Source organism: Enterococcus sp. AZ141, from assembly GCF_051714385.1.
In the GTDB taxonomy this organism is placed as follows: Bacteria; Bacillota; Bacilli; order Lactobacillales; family Enterococcaceae; genus Enterococcus_D; species Enterococcus_D entomosocium.
On sequence record NZ_JBIORT010000001.1, the window covers coordinates 3491040 to 3507409 of the forward strand.

Annotated in this window: 23 protein-coding genes; 8 read left to right on the forward strand and 15 right to left on the reverse strand. The window is 42.9% G+C overall.

What is annotated here, in order from left to right; genetic code table 11:
- Positions 1-2: 2 nt before the first annotated feature.
- Positions 3-1001: a UDP-glucose 4-epimerase GalE gene (gene galE, locus IGI89_RS16055; protein WP_081118772.1), complete on the reverse strand. Its 999-nt coding sequence runs from the start codon at positions 999-1001 to the stop codon at positions 3-5.
- Between the two features lie 41 nt (positions 1002-1042).
- Positions 1043-2200, reverse strand: coding sequence for a galactokinase (locus IGI89_RS16060; protein WP_008381089.1), 1158 nt, complete (start codon positions 2198-2200; stop codon positions 1043-1045).
- A gap of 150 nt (positions 2201-2350) precedes the next feature.
- Here IGI89_RS16060 and IGI89_RS16065 point away from each other — a divergent pair, with 150 nt between their 5' ends.
- Positions 2351-2518 (forward strand): DUF3042 family protein, encoded by a 168-nt coding sequence (locus tag IGI89_RS16065; RefSeq protein WP_017144401.1) that lies wholly within the window; start codon positions 2351-2353, stop codon positions 2516-2518.
- A gap of 56 nt (positions 2519-2574) precedes the next feature.
- Here the strand turns inward: IGI89_RS16065 and IGI89_RS16070 are convergent, their stop codons facing one another.
- From IGI89_RS16070 to IGI89_RS16110, 9 genes are all read right to left on the reverse strand, one after another.
- The gene (locus IGI89_RS16070; protein ID WP_005237034.1) at positions 2575-2931 is read right to left on the reverse strand and encodes a DUF488 domain-containing protein; all 357 of its coding nucleotides are present in this window, start codon (positions 2929-2931) and stop codon (positions 2575-2577) included.
- 148 nt (positions 2932-3079) lie between these two features.
- Positions 3080-3481 carry a rhodanese-like domain-containing protein gene (locus tag IGI89_RS16075; protein WP_005237036.1) on the reverse strand — a complete coding sequence of 134 codons (402 nt, stop codon included), beginning with the start codon at positions 3479-3481 and terminating at the stop codon, positions 3080-3082.
- Positions 3482-3563: 82 nt separating this feature from the next.
- Positions 3564-4535, reverse strand: a complete 972-nt coding sequence (locus IGI89_RS16080) for an ROK family glucokinase (RefSeq protein ID WP_008381084.1) — start codon at positions 4533-4535, stop codon at positions 3564-3566.
- On the reverse strand, positions 4535-4744 hold the full coding sequence (locus IGI89_RS16085) for a YqgQ family protein (protein ID WP_005229394.1): 210 nt from the start codon (positions 4742-4744) through the stop codon (positions 4535-4537). The genes IGI89_RS16080 and IGI89_RS16085 overlap by 1 nt, the downstream gene beginning before the upstream one ends.
- Before the next feature lie 30 nt (positions 4745-4774).
- A complete protein-coding gene (locus IGI89_RS16090; protein ID WP_430619471.1) occupies positions 4775-5443 on the reverse strand; it encodes a rhomboid family intramembrane serine protease in 669 nt (222 codons plus the stop codon).
- 12 nt (positions 5444-5455) lie between these two features.
- On the reverse strand, positions 5456-5995 hold the full coding sequence (locus IGI89_RS16095) for a 5-formyltetrahydrofolate cyclo-ligase (protein WP_008381081.1): 540 nt from the start codon (positions 5993-5995) through the stop codon (positions 5456-5458).
- 90 nt (positions 5996-6085) lie between these two features.
- Positions 6086-7063 carry a FecCD family ABC transporter permease gene (locus IGI89_RS16100; RefSeq protein WP_016621237.1) on the reverse strand — a complete coding sequence of 326 codons (978 nt, stop codon included), beginning with the start codon at positions 7061-7063 and terminating at the stop codon, positions 6086-6088.
- The gene (locus IGI89_RS16105) at positions 7063-8043 is read right to left on the reverse strand and encodes a FecCD family ABC transporter permease (protein WP_438735837.1); all 981 of its coding nucleotides are present in this window, start codon (positions 8041-8043) and stop codon (positions 7063-7065) included. The genes IGI89_RS16100 and IGI89_RS16105 overlap by 1 nt, the downstream gene beginning before the upstream one ends.
- Positions 8040-8831, reverse strand: a complete 792-nt coding sequence (locus tag IGI89_RS16110) for an ABC transporter ATP-binding protein (RefSeq protein ID WP_061053916.1) — start codon at positions 8829-8831, stop codon at positions 8040-8042. Before IGI89_RS16110 ends, IGI89_RS16105 begins: the two co-directional genes overlap by 4 nt.
- Positions 8832-9033: 202 nt before the next feature.
- On the opposite strand from IGI89_RS16110, the gene IGI89_RS16115 reads away from it, so the two are divergent.
- The 7 genes from IGI89_RS16115 (at position 9034) to IGI89_RS16145 (ending at position 13862) form a co-directional block, all read left to right on the forward strand.
- A complete protein-coding gene (locus IGI89_RS16115) occupies positions 9034-9993 on the forward strand; it encodes an ABC transporter substrate-binding protein (protein ID WP_016621235.1) in 960 nt (319 codons plus the stop codon).
- A 137-nt stretch (positions 9994-10130) separates the two neighbouring features.
- Positions 10131-10280: a 50S ribosomal protein L33 gene (gene rpmG / locus IGI89_RS16120; RefSeq protein WP_005229384.1), complete on the forward strand. Its 150-nt coding sequence runs from the start codon at positions 10131-10133 to the stop codon at positions 10278-10280.
- A gap of 330 nt (positions 10281-10610) precedes the next feature.
- Positions 10611-10862, forward strand: coding sequence for a hypothetical protein (locus IGI89_RS16125; RefSeq protein WP_005237045.1), 252 nt, complete (start codon positions 10611-10613; stop codon positions 10860-10862).
- A gap of 70 nt (positions 10863-10932) precedes the next feature.
- On the forward strand, positions 10933-11343 hold the full coding sequence (gene fosX / locus IGI89_RS16130; RefSeq protein ID WP_008381069.1) for a FosX/FosE/FosI family fosfomycin resistance hydrolase: 411 nt from the start codon (positions 10933-10935) through the stop codon (positions 11341-11343).
- A 64-nt stretch (positions 11344-11407) separates the two neighbouring features.
- Positions 11408-11794, forward strand: a complete 387-nt coding sequence (locus IGI89_RS16135) for a VOC family protein (protein WP_430601513.1) — start codon at positions 11408-11410, stop codon at positions 11792-11794.
- 254 nt (positions 11795-12048) lie between these two features.
- A complete protein-coding gene (locus IGI89_RS16140) occupies positions 12049-13443 on the forward strand; it encodes a Y-family DNA polymerase (RefSeq protein WP_015510066.1) in 1395 nt (464 codons plus the stop codon).
- 143 nt (positions 13444-13586) lie between these two features.
- Positions 13587-13862: a hypothetical protein gene (locus IGI89_RS16145; RefSeq protein ID WP_008381063.1), complete on the forward strand. Its 276-nt coding sequence runs from the start codon at positions 13587-13589 to the stop codon at positions 13860-13862.
- Positions 13863-13896: 34 nt separating this feature from the next.
- On the opposite strand, the gene IGI89_RS16150 is transcribed toward IGI89_RS16145, so the two are convergent.
- The 4 genes from IGI89_RS16150 to IGI89_RS16165 all read right to left on the reverse strand — a co-directional run bounded on the left by IGI89_RS16150 (position 13897) and on the right by IGI89_RS16165 (position 16350).
- Positions 13897-14355 (reverse strand): hypothetical protein, encoded by a 459-nt coding sequence (locus IGI89_RS16150; RefSeq protein WP_008381061.1) that lies wholly within the window; start codon positions 14353-14355, stop codon positions 13897-13899.
- A gap of 67 nt (positions 14356-14422) precedes the next feature.
- Complete coding sequence (locus IGI89_RS16155) at positions 14423-14791, reverse strand: thioesterase family protein (RefSeq protein WP_008381059.1); 369 nt, start codon at positions 14789-14791, stop codon at positions 14423-14425.
- Positions 14792-14798: 7 nt separating this feature from the next.
- Positions 14799-16013: a CCA tRNA nucleotidyltransferase gene (locus IGI89_RS16160; protein ID WP_086299632.1), complete on the reverse strand. Its 1215-nt coding sequence runs from the start codon at positions 16011-16013 to the stop codon at positions 14799-14801.
- Positions 16000-16350, reverse strand: a complete 351-nt coding sequence (locus IGI89_RS16165; protein ID WP_008381054.1) for a nucleotide pyrophosphohydrolase — start codon at positions 16348-16350, stop codon at positions 16000-16002. The genes IGI89_RS16160 and IGI89_RS16165 overlap by 14 nt, the downstream gene beginning before the upstream one ends.
- Between the last annotated feature and the right edge of the window lie 20 nt (positions 16351-16370).

Sequence of the window (16370 nt, forward strand, 5' to 3'; positions counted from 1 at the left end):
GGTTATTCCTCCTGCCCTTGATACCCATTTGGATGGCTGACATGCCAATTCCAAGCAGTCTCGATGATTGCTTCGACGTCGGTATAGACTGGTTTCCAGCCTAAAACCTTTCGTGCTTTTTCACTCGATGCCACTAAGGTACTTGGATCACCGGCACGGCGAGGCGCCACTCTGGCTGGGATCTCTTTTTTCGTTACATTGCGGGCCGCTTCCACCATTTCTTTCACAGAGTACCCATGATTGCTGCCTAAATTGAAGACATTGCTCTCATTGCCTTTTTGTAAATATTCTAATGCCAACAGGTGAGCAGCGATCAGATCTTCGACATGGACATAATCACGAACACAAGTCCCATCTGGAGTATCGTAATCCTCCCCAAAAATCGCGACTTCTTTTCGTTGTCCTAAAGCAGCTTGTAAGATGATCGGTACTAAGTGTGTTTCTGGATCATGGTCTTCACCGATCGAAGCATCCGACTTCGCGCCAGCCACATTGAAATAACGCAATGCGACATACTTCATACCATAGGCTTCATCGCACCAACGCATCATTTTTTCCATGATCAACTTGCTTTCGCCATAAGGATTTTTAGGATTTGTTGGGGTTTCTTCCGTGATTGGACTATGATCAGGTTCCCCATAGGTTGCTGCTGTAGAAGAAAAGACAATATGTTTCACTTGATGTTCCTTCATCACTTCTAAGAGGACCTGCATCCCATACACATTATTGTTGAAATATTTCAATGGTTTTTCTACGGATTCCCCCACCAAAGAGCTGGCAGCAAAGTGAATCACGCCGTCGATCGTTTCTTTTTCAAAAACCGATTGTAAAAATGCTTTGTCGCGAATATCCCCTTCATAAAAGGTTGCTGCTGGATGGATCGCTTGGCGATGTCCTGTCAGCAAATTGTCAACGACAACGACTTGTTTTCCTTGTCCGATCAATTGATCGACTGCATGAGAACCGATATAGCCGGCTCCTCCTAATACTAAAATCGCCATATTTTCAGCCTTCTTTCTAAATTCCTTCATCATTTCTTATTCTACAGTTTTCGTGCACCATCATCAATACTTGCTTGATAAATGTCGGTTGCGTAGCCGATTTCTGCTAAATAGGTTGCTTTGACGGACGCTTCAAAATCAGCCCATTCACTTGCTTTGACCAATGCGATCCCGCAGCCGCCAAAGCCCGCACCAGTCATCCGCGCACCTAAAACAGCAGGATGCGCTTGAGCAGCTGCGACTAATGTATCTAGTTCACGCCCTGTCACTTCATAATCATCCCGCAATGAAGCATGCGAAGCATTTAACAACTGGCCGAATTCTTCAAGATCACCAGCAGTCAAAGCAGCTTTTGCTTTTAATGTCCGTTGGTTTTCCGTCACTGCATGTTTCGCCCGTTTGATCAAGCGTGGATCATCGATCAATGCTGTATTTGCAAAAAAGGTTGCTTCGTCTAATGCACCCAATGAATCAACGGCTAATGATTTTTGCAAACGAGCTAATGCTTCTTCACATTCTGCACGTCGTTCATTGTATTTAGAATCAGCCAATTCGCGGCGCTTATTGGTATTCATGATCGCTACGACATAATCACCAAATGCCGCTGGTACGACTTCATAATTTAAAGTGTTCGTATCTAAAAGCAATGCATGGTCTTTTTGACCCATTCCGATCGCAAATTGATCCATGATCCCTGAGTTAACGCCAATAAACTCATTTTCGACTTTTTTGCCGATTTTAACTAAGTCCAAGGTCTTCAAAGTTAAATCAAAGAGATCTTTTAGACAAACCCCCGTCAGCAATTCAATCGATGCAGAAGAAGAAAGACCTGCGCCATTCGGAATGTTGCCATAAAAAGCGATGTCAAAGCCACGATCGATCCCTTGCCCCGCTTCTTTTAGGAAACGAACGACCCCTTTCGGATAGTTTGTCCAATCATCTTCTTTTCGGTAATCTAGCTCATCTAACTGAAAGGAGATCACGCCTTTTTCTGGAAAATTCTCTGAATAGAGTTGGATCAACTGGTCTTCACGTTTTCGTGCTACTGCATACGTCCCTAATGTGATTGCCGCCGGGAAAACATAACCGCCATTGTAATCTGTGTGTTCACCGATCAAGTTGATTCTCCCTGGCGCAAAATACATGCCTGTGCCTGCTGTTCCAAATTTATCAATAAATATCTGTTGCAATTGCTCCATTTCTCTCACTCCCACTTTCTTTTTAGTAAACTTATTGTAAATTATTTACTAAATTATTTCAAGCGTTTTCAATCCTAAAAGTGATTTTTTTTGATATTTTTTCCGTTTTCATTCATAATGAACCTATAACTAAAGGCGAGGTGTTTAATGATGAAACGATTTCTTTCAGGATTTTTAGTAGGAACAGTCGCAACGGTTGCTGCAGCTGCAAGTGTTGTTATGACGGTCAAGAAACAAGTGATTGATCCAATTGACGAACAACAAGCAGATCATGATGAAAAACGGAAACGCGCGATGCGTAAAAGCGTTGCCCGCTAATCATTTGCTACAAAAGAGCCGTCAGCCTTCAATAGGCTGGCGGCTCTTTTAGGTAATCATTCTGCCTTCTCCAGTAAGTCCTGCAAAATCACGGCTTGATTTTGTTCTTCATTTTTCGCTCCGTATAGTAAGGTCACGGTCTGTTGTTCAGCAACCAACGCTTTTAACCGTGCCAAGGCATCTTTAGCTGGCGCTTTCTCTAATTCTTGTAGATAGCAGCCTTTAAAGGCATCAAAACGTTCAGGATCATGCCCAAACCATTTGCGCAATTCAGTACTTGGTGCGACTGCTTTGAGCCATAGATCGATCTGGGCTGCCTCCTTTTTCATTCCTCTAGGCCAGATGCGATCCACCAATACCCGATAGCCATCTGTCGTTTCCGCCACTTCATAAATTCTTTTTCGCTTGATCAACGCACACTCTCCTTATCGATAGACCTAAGTTCAAATAAAGGCAAAAGCCCACAATGTAAATTGAACAATGACTTACTTGAAACACTCCATTTGGTGTTTCGTCACTCATTCAAATTTGCTTGTGTTCTTTTGCCTTGAGTTCTCTCTTTTATAAACTATTTTTCTTTTTCGTCTTGCCGCTCCAACCTTCATACCCTTCTTTTAGGATATAGACATTGGTAAAGCCTTCTTTACGTAATTTATTTGCTGCCCGAATACTCAACGATTTACGCGTGTCATATAAGTAGATTGGTTGATCTCTACGAAATGCGCTGAAGGAATTGGTTAAAACCGTAAAGGGAATATTACGCGCCCCTAAAATATGCCCACTGTCAAATTCATTTTTTTCCCGAACGTCGATCACTTGGGCTTTCTTCATTCCTGCTTTAAATTCATCTTCTGAGATGATCGTTGCTGAACGGCGTCCCATAATTTGAAAATACGCCCAGTTCAAAGCGATTGCTAAGATTATTAATGCCAAAACCAAGTTTAGCCACATAATTGGTGTCATTTCTTCTATTCCTCTCTATTGTAACAAACATTCTTTTTTGATTTATGCTGCTTTAATGTATCATTGCCTAGCAGCTTGTCATCTATGCTTTTGCTGCAAACTGCAAAGCTAATGATGCTGCCCCAATCACACCGGCATCATTCCCAAGTTCGGCCAATTTGATTTCAGTACTTTCCGTTACCTGTGGGAAGGTAAATTGAGCAAAGTAGGCAGCAACCCGTTCACGTAAAAATTCACCGGCTGCCGATACGCCTCCACCTAAAACGATACTTGATGGATTTAATGTGTTTCCTAGGTTTCCGCATGCCAACCCAAGGTAGAAGCACACTTTATCAACGACCATCAAGCCAAATGAATCGTTTGCTTGAGCCGCTTCAAAAATATCTTTACTTGAAACATCTTCCCCATTGTCCAGCTGTTGTTTCAATGCCGAGTCGCCAGCATATTCTTCTGCCAACTGTCGAGCAACTCGCACAACACCCGTCGCACTAGAAACCGTTTCTAAACAACCACGTTTGCCGCAAGTACATTCGAACCCTTCAGGATCAACAGTGATATGACCGATTTCTCCGGCACAACCAGCAACCCCATGAAGCAATTGCCCTTCCATGATGATACCGCCGCCAACACCTGTACCTAGTGTGATAAAGATGACATCAGGATTGTTATCCCCTGCCCCTTTCCAACGCTCACCTAAAGCTGCTACATTGGCATCGTTATCGATGGCAAATGGGATTTTTGTGCCTTTTTCAATCAGTTCTTTGACTGGCTGAAGTGTTTTCCAGTTCAGATTGTAGGCACCTATGACGGTTCCTTTGTCACGGTCGACACTTCCTGGTGTCCCCATACCAATACCGATAAATGCTTCCGGCTGTAAGCCATATAATTCTAGGCGATGATTGATCGATGCCACGATTTCTGGCACGATATGTGAGCCTTCATCAAGAATATTGGTGTCAATACTCCATTTTTGCTGAATCTCGCCTTCGCTCGTTAAAATAGCGAATTTCACAGTTGTTCCGCCTAAATCAATTCCGATGATTTTTTTGTCCATCACTTGTTTTCCTCCCGGCTTTCTTCAATTCGATGCTCCCGCGTAAGAATTCGCCGGGCAGTCAGATATACATCCCGATCTATCAAGCGACTGTCATAAAAGTTTTTCAACTCGATTTGCATCAGTTCTATATCGTAGATCCGCTTGCCGACATATACGTAAACACCAAATTGTTTCAGTAATTGTTGTACGTCATATAACGTTTCCATTTAACCACTTCCTGCTTATTATACAAGTAATTAATATTTTTTAAAACCATATATCACAAAAATAGCCAATAAGAAAACAAAGAGTCCGCCAGAGAGGATTCTGGTGTGGATCGAATATTTTCCATAGTTCTTTGGCAATGCCAAAAGACTCCCTAACAATAACCCACCGAGGATCCCGCCAATGTGTCCCCACATATCAATCGTTTGATCAAACACCCCAAAAACCAGGTTCAATCCAACGAATAGGGCAAATTGCCGTACCATTGCTTGGATGCGGTAATCATTTCTAAAATGCCAACCTAAAATCAAAAATGCCCCGAAAAGCCCGAATAATGAAGTACTAGCGCCTGCTGATTGAACCCCTATTTGGTTGAAAGCAAAACTCATGGTATTGCCCATGATGCCGCTTAGTAAATACAAGGCAAAAAAACGGCTATGACCATAGATGGCTTCTACTTGTTGCCCCATATAATAGAGAATCACAGAGTTGATCGCAAAATGTGCCAACCCGAAATGCAGAAAGATTGGGGTAACGAAACGCCAATATTCATTTAAATAGACGACAAACGGACCAAACATCACCCCGCCTGATTGAATAGAGGGACTAAAATAACCCAAGATAAACACAATAGTTTGGATAGCTAAAAATAGATACGTGAAGATCGGCTGATTCAGCCATCTTTTCATTTGAGAATTCATTGACGTGCTCCTTTACGTGCGAATAAGCGAATCCGTATAGATTTTATCGATTGGAATGTCGAATACATCTGGTGTCCATTGATCGTTGAATTGTTCTCCGAAGACCAAAGAAACGGTCTTGCCATCAAAAGCTGACAAGAAACGATCATAATAGCCGCCGCCAAAGCCGATGCGATAGCCTTTTTTCGAAAAAGCCAAGCCGGGAACAATGAGTAAATCCAAGTGATGGGCTTCTTGCTCACTGATCGGCTCTTCAACCCCAAATGCCGACGTTTCATAACGCGTTGCCGGCTCCACATGATAAAACTGCAATTTTTTTTGTTGTGCTTTCGGCACTGCGATTCGTTTGTTTTGTTCAAATCCTTTAGCAAAAATAGCCGCTGTATCAAATTCAAATGGCAACGAACGGATCACTCCTACTGACTTAGCCGTTTGCCAAAGCTGAGAAGAAAACAGCAACTGCAAAATCACCGTTTCTTTCTGCTGCTTTTGTTTGCTCGGCATTTTTTTTAATGTTTGGATCATGTGCTCTCTAATGACTGGTTTTTCCATTGGATCACTCCTCTCAGAAATAGTACCAAAAACTGTGTCCAAATAGCAAACTAGAATCGCAGATTTCTTGGCAAGATCATGACTATCTGCTCATCCTTCTTTACGCCGGATCAGTAAAAAGACAAAGTACGGTGCCCCCACGATAGAAATGATGATACCAGCTGGGATCTCACCGCTTGTCAATAGTAAACGACCGATCGTATCACTTACTAAGACCAGCAGACTGCCGATCATTCCCGCTAAGAAAAAGGCACTGCGAGATTCTCTGCCGATTAGTCCCTTGGCGATATGAGGCGCCAATAAGCCCACAAAGGCTAAATTACCGGTATAGCCAACCGTACTGGCAGCCAAACCAACCGCAATCACTAAAAACCACGTCCGCAACCGTGTCAAAGAAACCCCTAAGCTAATTGCCTGTTCCTCACCAAAACCAAGCAGATTAAGTTTAGGTACGGTCCAGAAAGCTGCGACAGACAATACGATGACCCAAGGAAGCAGACTGGTAATTTGCTGCCACGAGGTTCCCCAGATAGATCCAGAAAGCCATGCTGTTACAAAGCGATAGCGGTCTTTTGATAATTCCACCGTAAAAAGTAAAGTAGCCGCGGCCAACCCTGCATTGACGGCGATTCCCGCCAGCAGCACTCGCTCCATCGACAACAATTGGCGGTGTTTATAGGCAATCAAATAGACCAGTACAGCAGCCAACAAGCCACCGAAGATCCCAACGACAGGTAAAAGCTGCGATCCTTGGGTATAAACCCCTAAGTAGATCATTACAAAGAGACCCGCGCCATTGTTGATTCCTACGATACTTGCATCAGCCAGCTCGTTTCTTGTCACCCCCTGCAAGACAAAACCAGAAAAACCAAAGGCACCGCCGGCGATCAGCGCCAGACAAGCCCGTGGTAGTCGAAACTCAGTAAACGTCAGTACCTGACTCGAAGAAGCCGTACCTTGAAAGATTGCCCCTAATGTCTGAAAGGTTAAGATTGTTTTTCCCACCATGACACTTCCTAAAAAAGCGGCCATCACCAGTAGAAAAAAAACAAAGAGTGTTTTTTTCATCAGTCTTCCCTCCGTATCTTGACCAATAGAAAAGGCACACCGATCAATGCCATCAGTATCCCAAAGGGTGTCTCAAAAGGGGGATTGATCAAGCGACCTGCCAGATCAGCGGCCATCACTAGGGTCCCACCTCCAATGATCGTCAAAGGCAAAATTAATTGGTAGTTTTTGCCCACCATCCCCCGCACGACATGAGGAACCATTAAGCCGACAAAGCTGACCGGTCCTACAAGCGAAACCGCCATTCCCGCCAAAACTACGACTAACAGTAAGGCAGATGCCCGAATCAGATGCAGGTGCTTGCCTAATGAAATGACGGTGTCATCTCCTAGTGCTAACAGATTGAGGGCTTTTCCTAGCCGTAGCACAAAAACGATGGCGATCAGATAGATGGGCCCCACAAAACGCAGTTGCTGCCAAGTCACATTCGCCGCACCACCGATAAACCAAAAGGCTAGCTCTTGGTTTAAATCAAATTGCAATGACAGAGTTTGACTAATGGCTGAGAAAAAAGAACTTAATGCCACACCAGCCAAAATCAGTCCCGTGGGCGACATGCCTAGTTTGGCGTATCTGGTCAGTAAAAAAAGCAGCCCAGTTGCCGCAAACGCACCAAAAAAGGAAAACAGCGCCGCTTGACTCGGTTGCACACTAGGAAAGAGGATAAATGCGATCGCTAGTCCCAAGGCAGCCCCACTATTGACACCTAAAAGACCACCATCTGCCAAGGGATTTCTCGTAATCCCCTGCATGATGGCTCCTGTAACAGCAAAACAACTTCCTACTAGAAAAGCAGCCAAAACACGTGGCAACCGAATATTGCGCAAGACTTGATGCAGCTGATTCTCATAATCAAAAGCAAAGACGGCATCCCAGATCGTTTCAAAAGAAAGGTCCGCTGCTCCTTGAGTGATCGCTAAAAAGAAACAGATAATAAAGCAGCCACTAAAAAGCAGCAGCAGCCAAGGAAACTTTTTCATATCTGCGCTCCTAACTCATAGGTCAAGACCAGCGGCTTTGTACTATTAGGAAAGGTACCTAACACGGCATCGATCTCAAACAAACGCTGCAGCCATTCTTTGGTCAGTACCGTTTCCGGTGTACCGGAAACCAAAAGCTCTCCACCTTTTAATGCGTAAATATAATCAGAAAAACGTGACGCATGATTCAGGTCATGAATCGACATAATGATCGTTTTCCCATAGGTTTTATTGATTTGCTGTAATAAGAGCAAAATTTCTAATTGATGCGCAGGATCTAAAAAGGTTGTTGGTTCATCTAAAATCACGATATCCGTATCTTGCGCCAGTGCCATGGCGATCCAAACGCGCTGCTTTTGTCCCCCTGACAGCGTACTGATCACTTCTTCTGCCAGTGCCGTCAAACCAGTTGCCTGCAAAGACCAGTCGATCGCTGCAAGATCTTGTTCCGATAGACTATTCAGTCCTTTTTGATAGGGAAAACGACCGTAAGAAACAATTTCGCGAATCGTCAAGCCAATCGATGAGTCGCTAACTTGTGAAAGCAGCGCAATCTTTTTAGCCACTTCTTTGGTTTTGATGTTCTGGAGGTTTTGTGTATCTAATAGGACCTCACCAGACAAAGGCTGTAAAATTCGGGCGAGTGCCTTTAAAAATGTCGATTTTCCACTGCCGTTCGGACCAATCAAGCCGATGATTTTCCCTTCTGGAATCTCAATTGTTAGATTTTGCACAATTTTTTGTTTTTGATAGCCGACACTCAAGTCAACTGTTCGTAATTTCGCCATATTCGTCCCCAAAATAATTGATTGATAATGCTTATCAATTATGAATGTAATCCTACTATTCGTCAATAGTTCTAAAAAAAGGAAATAAAAAAATAAGATTGACAAATCAGCGTTTCTCCGTAATAATAGCAATCAGCAAATGAGAATTATTCTCAATTAAAATGATAAGTGCTCATCTTTTAACAAAGGAGGAAGTTTTTCTATGAAACAATGGTCAAAAAGAAGTACTTGGCTTACCCTGCTAGCAGCCTGCTCCCTTACTCTACTGGGTGCTTGCGGTACGAATAATGACTCAACGGATAGCAGTGGATCAGCCACTACTTCTTCAGAAATAGCAACAACCTTTACCGATGCGATGGGAAATGAAGTCACTGTTCCCGAAAACCCACAACGGGTGATCGGTAGTTACTTGGAAGATTATTTGGTCGCTTTAGGGGTAACCCCGGTTGCTCAATGGACAGTCGGCAATGACAGTGATCAAGCATACTTGCAAGACAAACTAGCAGATGTGCCAAGAATCAACTATGATCTGCCCTATGAAGATGTCTTGAGCTTTGAGCCAGACCTGCTGCTGATGGATAGCAATTCCATGGTGGAAGGCGACAAATATGATCAGTACAGTAAGATCGCGCCGACCTATGTGGTCACAAATGGCGAGGAAGTAACCTGGCGTGAACGTCTGACAGATATCGCAAAGGTCTTACACAAAGAAGAGGAAGCTGCCCAAGTAGAAGCTGATTATGATGACTTAGTCGCTACTACCAAGGAAACGTACGCTGATCAAATCCAAGGCAAGTCAATTGCTGTTTTATGGGTGGTCAATAATTCTGTCTTCATGGTTTCAGAAACAAAATCAAGTGGTCAACTGCTGTATCACGAACTCGGTTTTGAAGTTCCCTCGCTTGTTTCAGAAATCAGTGAAAGTGCCACTGCTGACTGGTCTGCCGTTTCTCTGGAAAAATTGGCAGAATTGGATGCCGATTACTTGATTTTAGTGAATAGTGATAAAGGCGCTGATTTTTTCAGCGAACAAGTCTGGCAAAATCTTGATGCAGTCAAAAACAATCATTTATGGGAATTCGGTCCTGAATCAAGCTGGCTCTACAACGGTCCTATCGCCTATACCAAAATGATCGAAGATATCCAGAGCAAATTGGACTAATGCGTTTCAAGTAATTCGTCAAGTAAAACTACTTAACAAATTTCAGGAAAAAGCTAGCATTCCCGCACAAAACATGCTATTATATTTTAGTCTGAGAGATTTCTTAGAGGATTCTTGTATCGTTAGGGGGGAAAATCATGCGCGTAAACATCACATTAGAGTGCACTTCTTGTAAAGAACGCAACTACTTATCAAACAAAAACAAACGTAACAATCCTGATCGTTTGGAAAAGAAAAAATATTGCCCACGTGAAAGAAAAGTTACTTTACACCGCGAAACAAAATAATACTATTTAAGAAGTTCGCAAACGCTGATAACCAAGGCGTTTGCGAACTTCTTTTTTTTCAGACATTTTGCAATGATAGCTGCTGCATTTTTATTTCCCTCTTTACACAACCACTCCCCTATTTTCACTTATTTGCTTTGAACTTTTGAGCCAACTTTTTCTTTGAAGCGACGTATAAATAAATTTTAATGTATAATGTAAAAAAGAAACTAATGTTCAACAAAGGCGGCACATAGAACATGAACCAGCTTTTTCTTCTAGCTGTCCTTTCAATATACTTTGAGTGCCAGTCGATCCTTTCAAGCTATACTGCCTACAGGAGGTGAACCCATGCTTGGCAATTTTACGTATCTACCTAGTAACTATCGTCTGTTTTATGGCGCTTTTCTTTTTGCTCTTATTGGAAATATGCTTTTCATTTTCATTAAACACCCTGCTTGGACCTTTAGCTTACCGACAGTGATTATCCTCTTCTTAATAAATGTCTTCTTTTGGACAAAATACAAGAAGAAAGTTATTCCTTGCACAACTGATGCACTGTTTTATGTTCTGCTCTTCCTATTGGTATTTTACAATCACTAACATAATGCTTATTTTGATACTAATTGTTTCTCTTTCCCCTATTCCGTCATAACGAAGGAGTGTTGATGCGATGGAGATTTCCCATATCACGTTGATCGTACAGAATTTAGCAAAGACGACAACGATGCTGGAAACATTGTTTGAAGCAGAGGAAATTTATGATAGCCGAGACCAGCCCCATTCTTACTTCCCAGAAAAATTCTTTTTGATCGATGGCTTATGGCTTGCTGTTATGGAGGATGCCTCCCAGAAGCTGCCGAAAACGTATAACCATATTGCCTTTAAAATCGATCAAACTCAAATCGATTCCTTGATTACGCGCATCCAAGGACTAGGATTGAAGATCGAAAAAGATCGTTCTCGTATCAAAGGCGAAGGTGCTTCCATTTACTTTTACGACGATGACAACCATTTGTTTGAACTACATACTGGTACGTTGGCTGAAAGGTTGCACCATTACCGTCTGACAGAAACGAGGTAATCTTCATTGCTAGCAACTGCATTGACTGTTATGGAAAGAATTCCCACAAGAAAGGAAGAAAACAATGAAACTAGATATGGTTGGTATTATCACAAAAAACATGGAACAGGCACTGGCTTTTTATCAAGTACTTGGCTTCACACCATTAGGTCAGCACTCAGAAGATTATATGGAATTAGCAAACGACGGGGTTCGCATCTCTTTGAATAGCCGCCAGATGGTTGCCGGGATCTACGGACATGCACCAATGACTGTTGGTGACACAATTGAATTAGCCTTTTTATGTGATTCCCCTGAAGAAGTTGATGCCCTTCATGCAAAAGTCGTAGCTGCCGGGTATCAGTCTTTCAAAGAACCTTGGTGTGCCTTTTGGGGGCAACGCTATGCCATCGTCAAAGATATAGACGGCAATCTCTTAAGTTTGTTTGCAACCCTACCTGCCGAAAATTGATTTAAGCTACGACAGTCGGTCCAATGGAGCGGCTGTTTTTTTATCCGTTTTTCGGGTAAAAAGACAAAACCCCGTATTTATGTCCAATCGAATTCTGATAATCTGAAATGAATGTATTCCTTATAAACCAACATTTCCCATCATTATAAAATAAAAATAATCTCTCTATAAAAAAACAAATCCCCCTCATCCACTCCTGTTCGCTTGACAAAAAAGAACAAACGTTCGTATAATCTCGGTAAGGAGTGATAAAAATGGGTGGTTTTAATTATGCGCTCGAGCCAAAACGCGATATCTTATTTATAGATGTCAAAAGTTTTTATGCTTCTGTCGAATGCATCTCTCGCGGGTTAGATCCTATCCAAGCGATGCTGGTCGTCATGTCACATTCTGACAATACTGGTAACGGCTTAGTCTTAGCAGCTTCCCCAAAGGCAAAATCGGTATTGGGGATTTCAAATGTGACTCGCAATGACAACCTGCCGACACATCCCGATTTGTACAAAGCATCGCCGCGTATGAGTTTTTATATCAAAGAAAACACCAAAGTCAATAATGTCTTTCGCAAATATGTTGGACAAGACGACTTGCTGCTCTATTCGATCGACGAAACGATGATGGATCTGACCCGTACACTGGATCTTTTCATTCCCGATAAAACGATCTCTCGCGAAGAAAAACGTTGGTTGATTGCCCAGCAAATTCAAAAAGACATTTACGAAACAACGAAATTGTATGTCACCATCGGCATTGGCGATAATCCATTGTTAGCAAAACTAGCTTTAGATAACGAATCCAAACACAATCGTTCCTTGATCGCTGAATGGACCTATGACGATGTACCGACAAAAGTTTGGCAGATCGCCCCTATGACAGAGTTCTGGGGGATCGGTCGGCGCACAGAAAAACGACTTCACTTGATGGGGATTGAAACGATCGAACAATTGGCTCACGCCAGTCCTGATCTTTTACGCAGTCGCATGGGGATCATTGGCGAGCAGCTCTATCATCACGCCCACGGCATTGATCGCACGATTTTATCTGAACCGACACCACAAGTGATGGAAAAAAGCTACGGCAATAGCCAAGTTCTACATCGCAATTATTATTTACAAGAAGAAATCGAGATCGTCATCAAGGAAATGGCGGAGCAAGTTGCCGCTCGAATTCGCCGCCATCATTGTCAGACCGCTTGTATCAATGTTTACATCGGCGTAGCCTTTGGTGAAACTGCTTCTGGCTTTTCCCGACAAATGAAAATCCCGCCAACTGACAATACCCGTAAACTTGTCGCTCATTGCCTATTTCTCTTTCGAAAATTTTATACCGGGCAAGTCGTTCGCCACATCGGTATTACCTATTCAAAATTGGTTTATACAGAAAATGTCCAGCTGGATCTTTTTGAGCAAGCAGAAGCGCAGTTGCGCCAGCGTAAATTAGATTTGATCATCGATAAGATTCGTGAGAAATATGGCTTCACTTCGATCGTTCACGCCACAAGCCGAATGGAAGGCGCTCGCGCCATTGCTCGCAGCAAATTAGTCGGCGGACATGCCGGTGGTCTAGATGGGATCGCTAATATAGGACCCGTCCATCAGCAAAAGGAAAAAGAACCGTTTGCTGATGGTTCGAAAAATACTGGCACTTGATTCGTTTTTCTTTCCTTTTTGCTGACAAATCTTAAGATAACATTAACAAACGGTCCATTTTTTAAAGATTTATGTAATTTCGATTCGCCCACCTCCCCCTTTGTTCTTTTCTAAGGTACTTTAATAGCAAGGAGTGTGAGCAGATGAAAATTGACAAAATCGAATACAAACGAGTCATCAATGGTGCGGGACACCTTGAGTACGATTTGCTGCAATATTTAGAAAAGAATCGGGCGACTGCTGCACAAAACCTGAAACAGTCTGAGATCGATTACCTTCTGGAAAAAGATATTCAGCATCGGATCATTCAACATGCTCGTAAGAGTTTCTTTGGCGATACAATCGTTTTAAAGGATGAATATGCCGAAGATTATCTTTTATTAAAAAAGTATACGGATATGTTCCAAGAAACATTCTAAAAAAAACGCAGAACCAACTGGTTCTGCGTTTTTCTTATTCTTCGAAATGTTCTTGATAAACATCATCAACCGTTTGATTTGGGTCGATCACGATATACAGACTCTTCGTTTTTTCACTGATTTTTGTTGATTGGTATACATTATCCAATCCTTCAGTATCTTTGTCCTTGTATGGGAAATAAACAAGATCCGGTGTACCGTTACGGTAAAGAATTTCCATCCGTTCAATATCTTCATATTTCAACGCACGAGCAAACATCCCTAATTCAAGTCCGCCTAAGTTGATGTCATGTGTTGCCACATGATCGCCTTCTTGAAAGATTTCAATTTTGAACCCAGCACATGGATGAATCTCAACGAATTCGCTTCCGTGGATACGGCCAAAACTGGTCGTGATTTGTTTGATCCATAAGTCACCGATGTAACGGCGCTCGATCGTCCATGTTTCTCCATTACGGAAATAAAATTTTAAAGCTTTCATTTCTCTAGCCATGACAAAACGCTCCTTTTTATTAATAATACATTTTAATTCTAACACATAGTCGCTACTGGGACACAAATTAACTTTGGTTTTCGTTGACTTTTTTCATAAACCGAGAGATTTCCACCGCCGCTCGTTGATGAGTCCCTTTAGCAATGAGTTGTTGCGCCCCATCGGTCACCTGATAATCAAACTGGAATCCTTGTTCTTTTTCCCATTGTATAAGAACTGTGATTGTCGCTCCGACTGGTGAAGGTTTCAAATGATCGATCGAAAACTTTGTACCGACGGTGGTAAACCCTTTATCTAAAGTAGGCTCAAGTGCTTCCCAACAGGTGTTTTCCACCATTGCGACTAGTCGAGGGGTTGCTAAAACCGCTAAACCGCCAGAACCCAAAACAGCCGCAGTGTCTTGAAGGTCAACGAGAAAGTCTTTTTTGCTTTCCATTCTTCAGTTATCCCTCCTTCGCTAAATATGCTTGGGCAAACGCCAATAGTGCTTCTTTTTCATTAGGGATTTTTCGTGTGATGACTGCAGCTTCGGCAGCGGCCAAGACTTCTTTGAGCCACGGACCAGAAGAACGATCAACTGTCTGCAGTAAATCACGTCCATTGATCGCCAGCTCCTTCAGTGAATGGATCGGTAGCTGCTGATAGCGCTGACTGATTTTTGCAGGATCATTGGGCAGCTTGTCATAACGCAATAATCCTTCAGCTAAACAGGTTGCTTCTAAACCGAACTGATACAACAGCAGATCGTTCCATTCGCCGTTTCGACGCATTAGTAGTGCTTGATAGACCGTTTGTACTTGGCGGATGCAGTCATTCGAACATTTCCAAGCTTTTAAAAAGCTGCGGACTGCCTCAGGAGCTAAACCGATTTGGTCAATGAGCAATACCCAAGCCGTCGTTTCGTTTTCTAATGGGATCGCTGGCAGGTCTGCCATCCGCAGTAACGCCTCACCGTATTCCCGCAAGCCTGGGCAATAGATATAGCATTCGGTTTCTACTAGTGCTCGTAGTGCTTGGTTCCGATGATTGCCTAACAGCAATTTCACGAATTCAATCATGATCCGTTCAACAGAGATTTTCCCCAACAAGGCATGATTCGCATGGATAGCAGCCAATGTTTCTGTTTCTAAAACAAAGCCCAATTGACTGACAAAACGCAGCCCCCGCATCATTCGTAGGGCATCCTCATGGAAACGTTCCTGCGGGTGACCCACTGCTCGTAAAATCTGATTGTCGATATCTGCCAGTCCATCGAAAAGATCAATGATGACCCCATCTTCTTGAAGTGCCAATGCATTGATGGTAAAATCCCGCCGCTTTAGATCTTCTTTCAAGGAACGGACAAAATCAACTTTGTCAGGTCTGCGATAATCCTGATAGGCGGCTTCGGTTCGAAAGGTGGTAATCTCATATTGCGCCTGTTCCCACAAGACCAGCACCGTCCCATGCTCGATACCAATGTCAATAGTTCGAGGAAAAAGCGCCTTGATTTCGGCTGGAAAAGCGCTGGTAGCAATATCGACATCATGGATCGGCTGGCCTAAAATCGTATCCCGCACGCTGCCGCCAACAAAGTATGCTTCATAGCCCGCGGCTTCGATTTTTTTTAGGAGTGGCGCAGCTTCTGCAAATTCTTTTGGTAGTTTAGTCAGCTTCATGTACTTTCCCATCTTTTCTTTCAAAACGATACGCATCCCGCTGATTGAATTTTGCCATATTTTCCTCAAACACTTCAGTCAGGTCGATGTCTAGTGAATTGGCCATGATCATCGTCACAAAGAGCACGTCACCCAGTTCTTCTGCCACTGTCTTTTCAACTTCATCGCTTTTTTTATTTTTTTCCCCGTAATAGTGATTTACTTCTCGCGCCAATTCGCCAACTTCTTCAGTCAAACGAGCCATTTGGGCGAGGGGGCTGAAATAGCCAGTTTTAAATTGTTGAATATAGGCATCGACTTCTTCTTGCATCGATGCCAAGGAACGTTTATCTGTCATCTTCTTCACCCTTTCTCGTT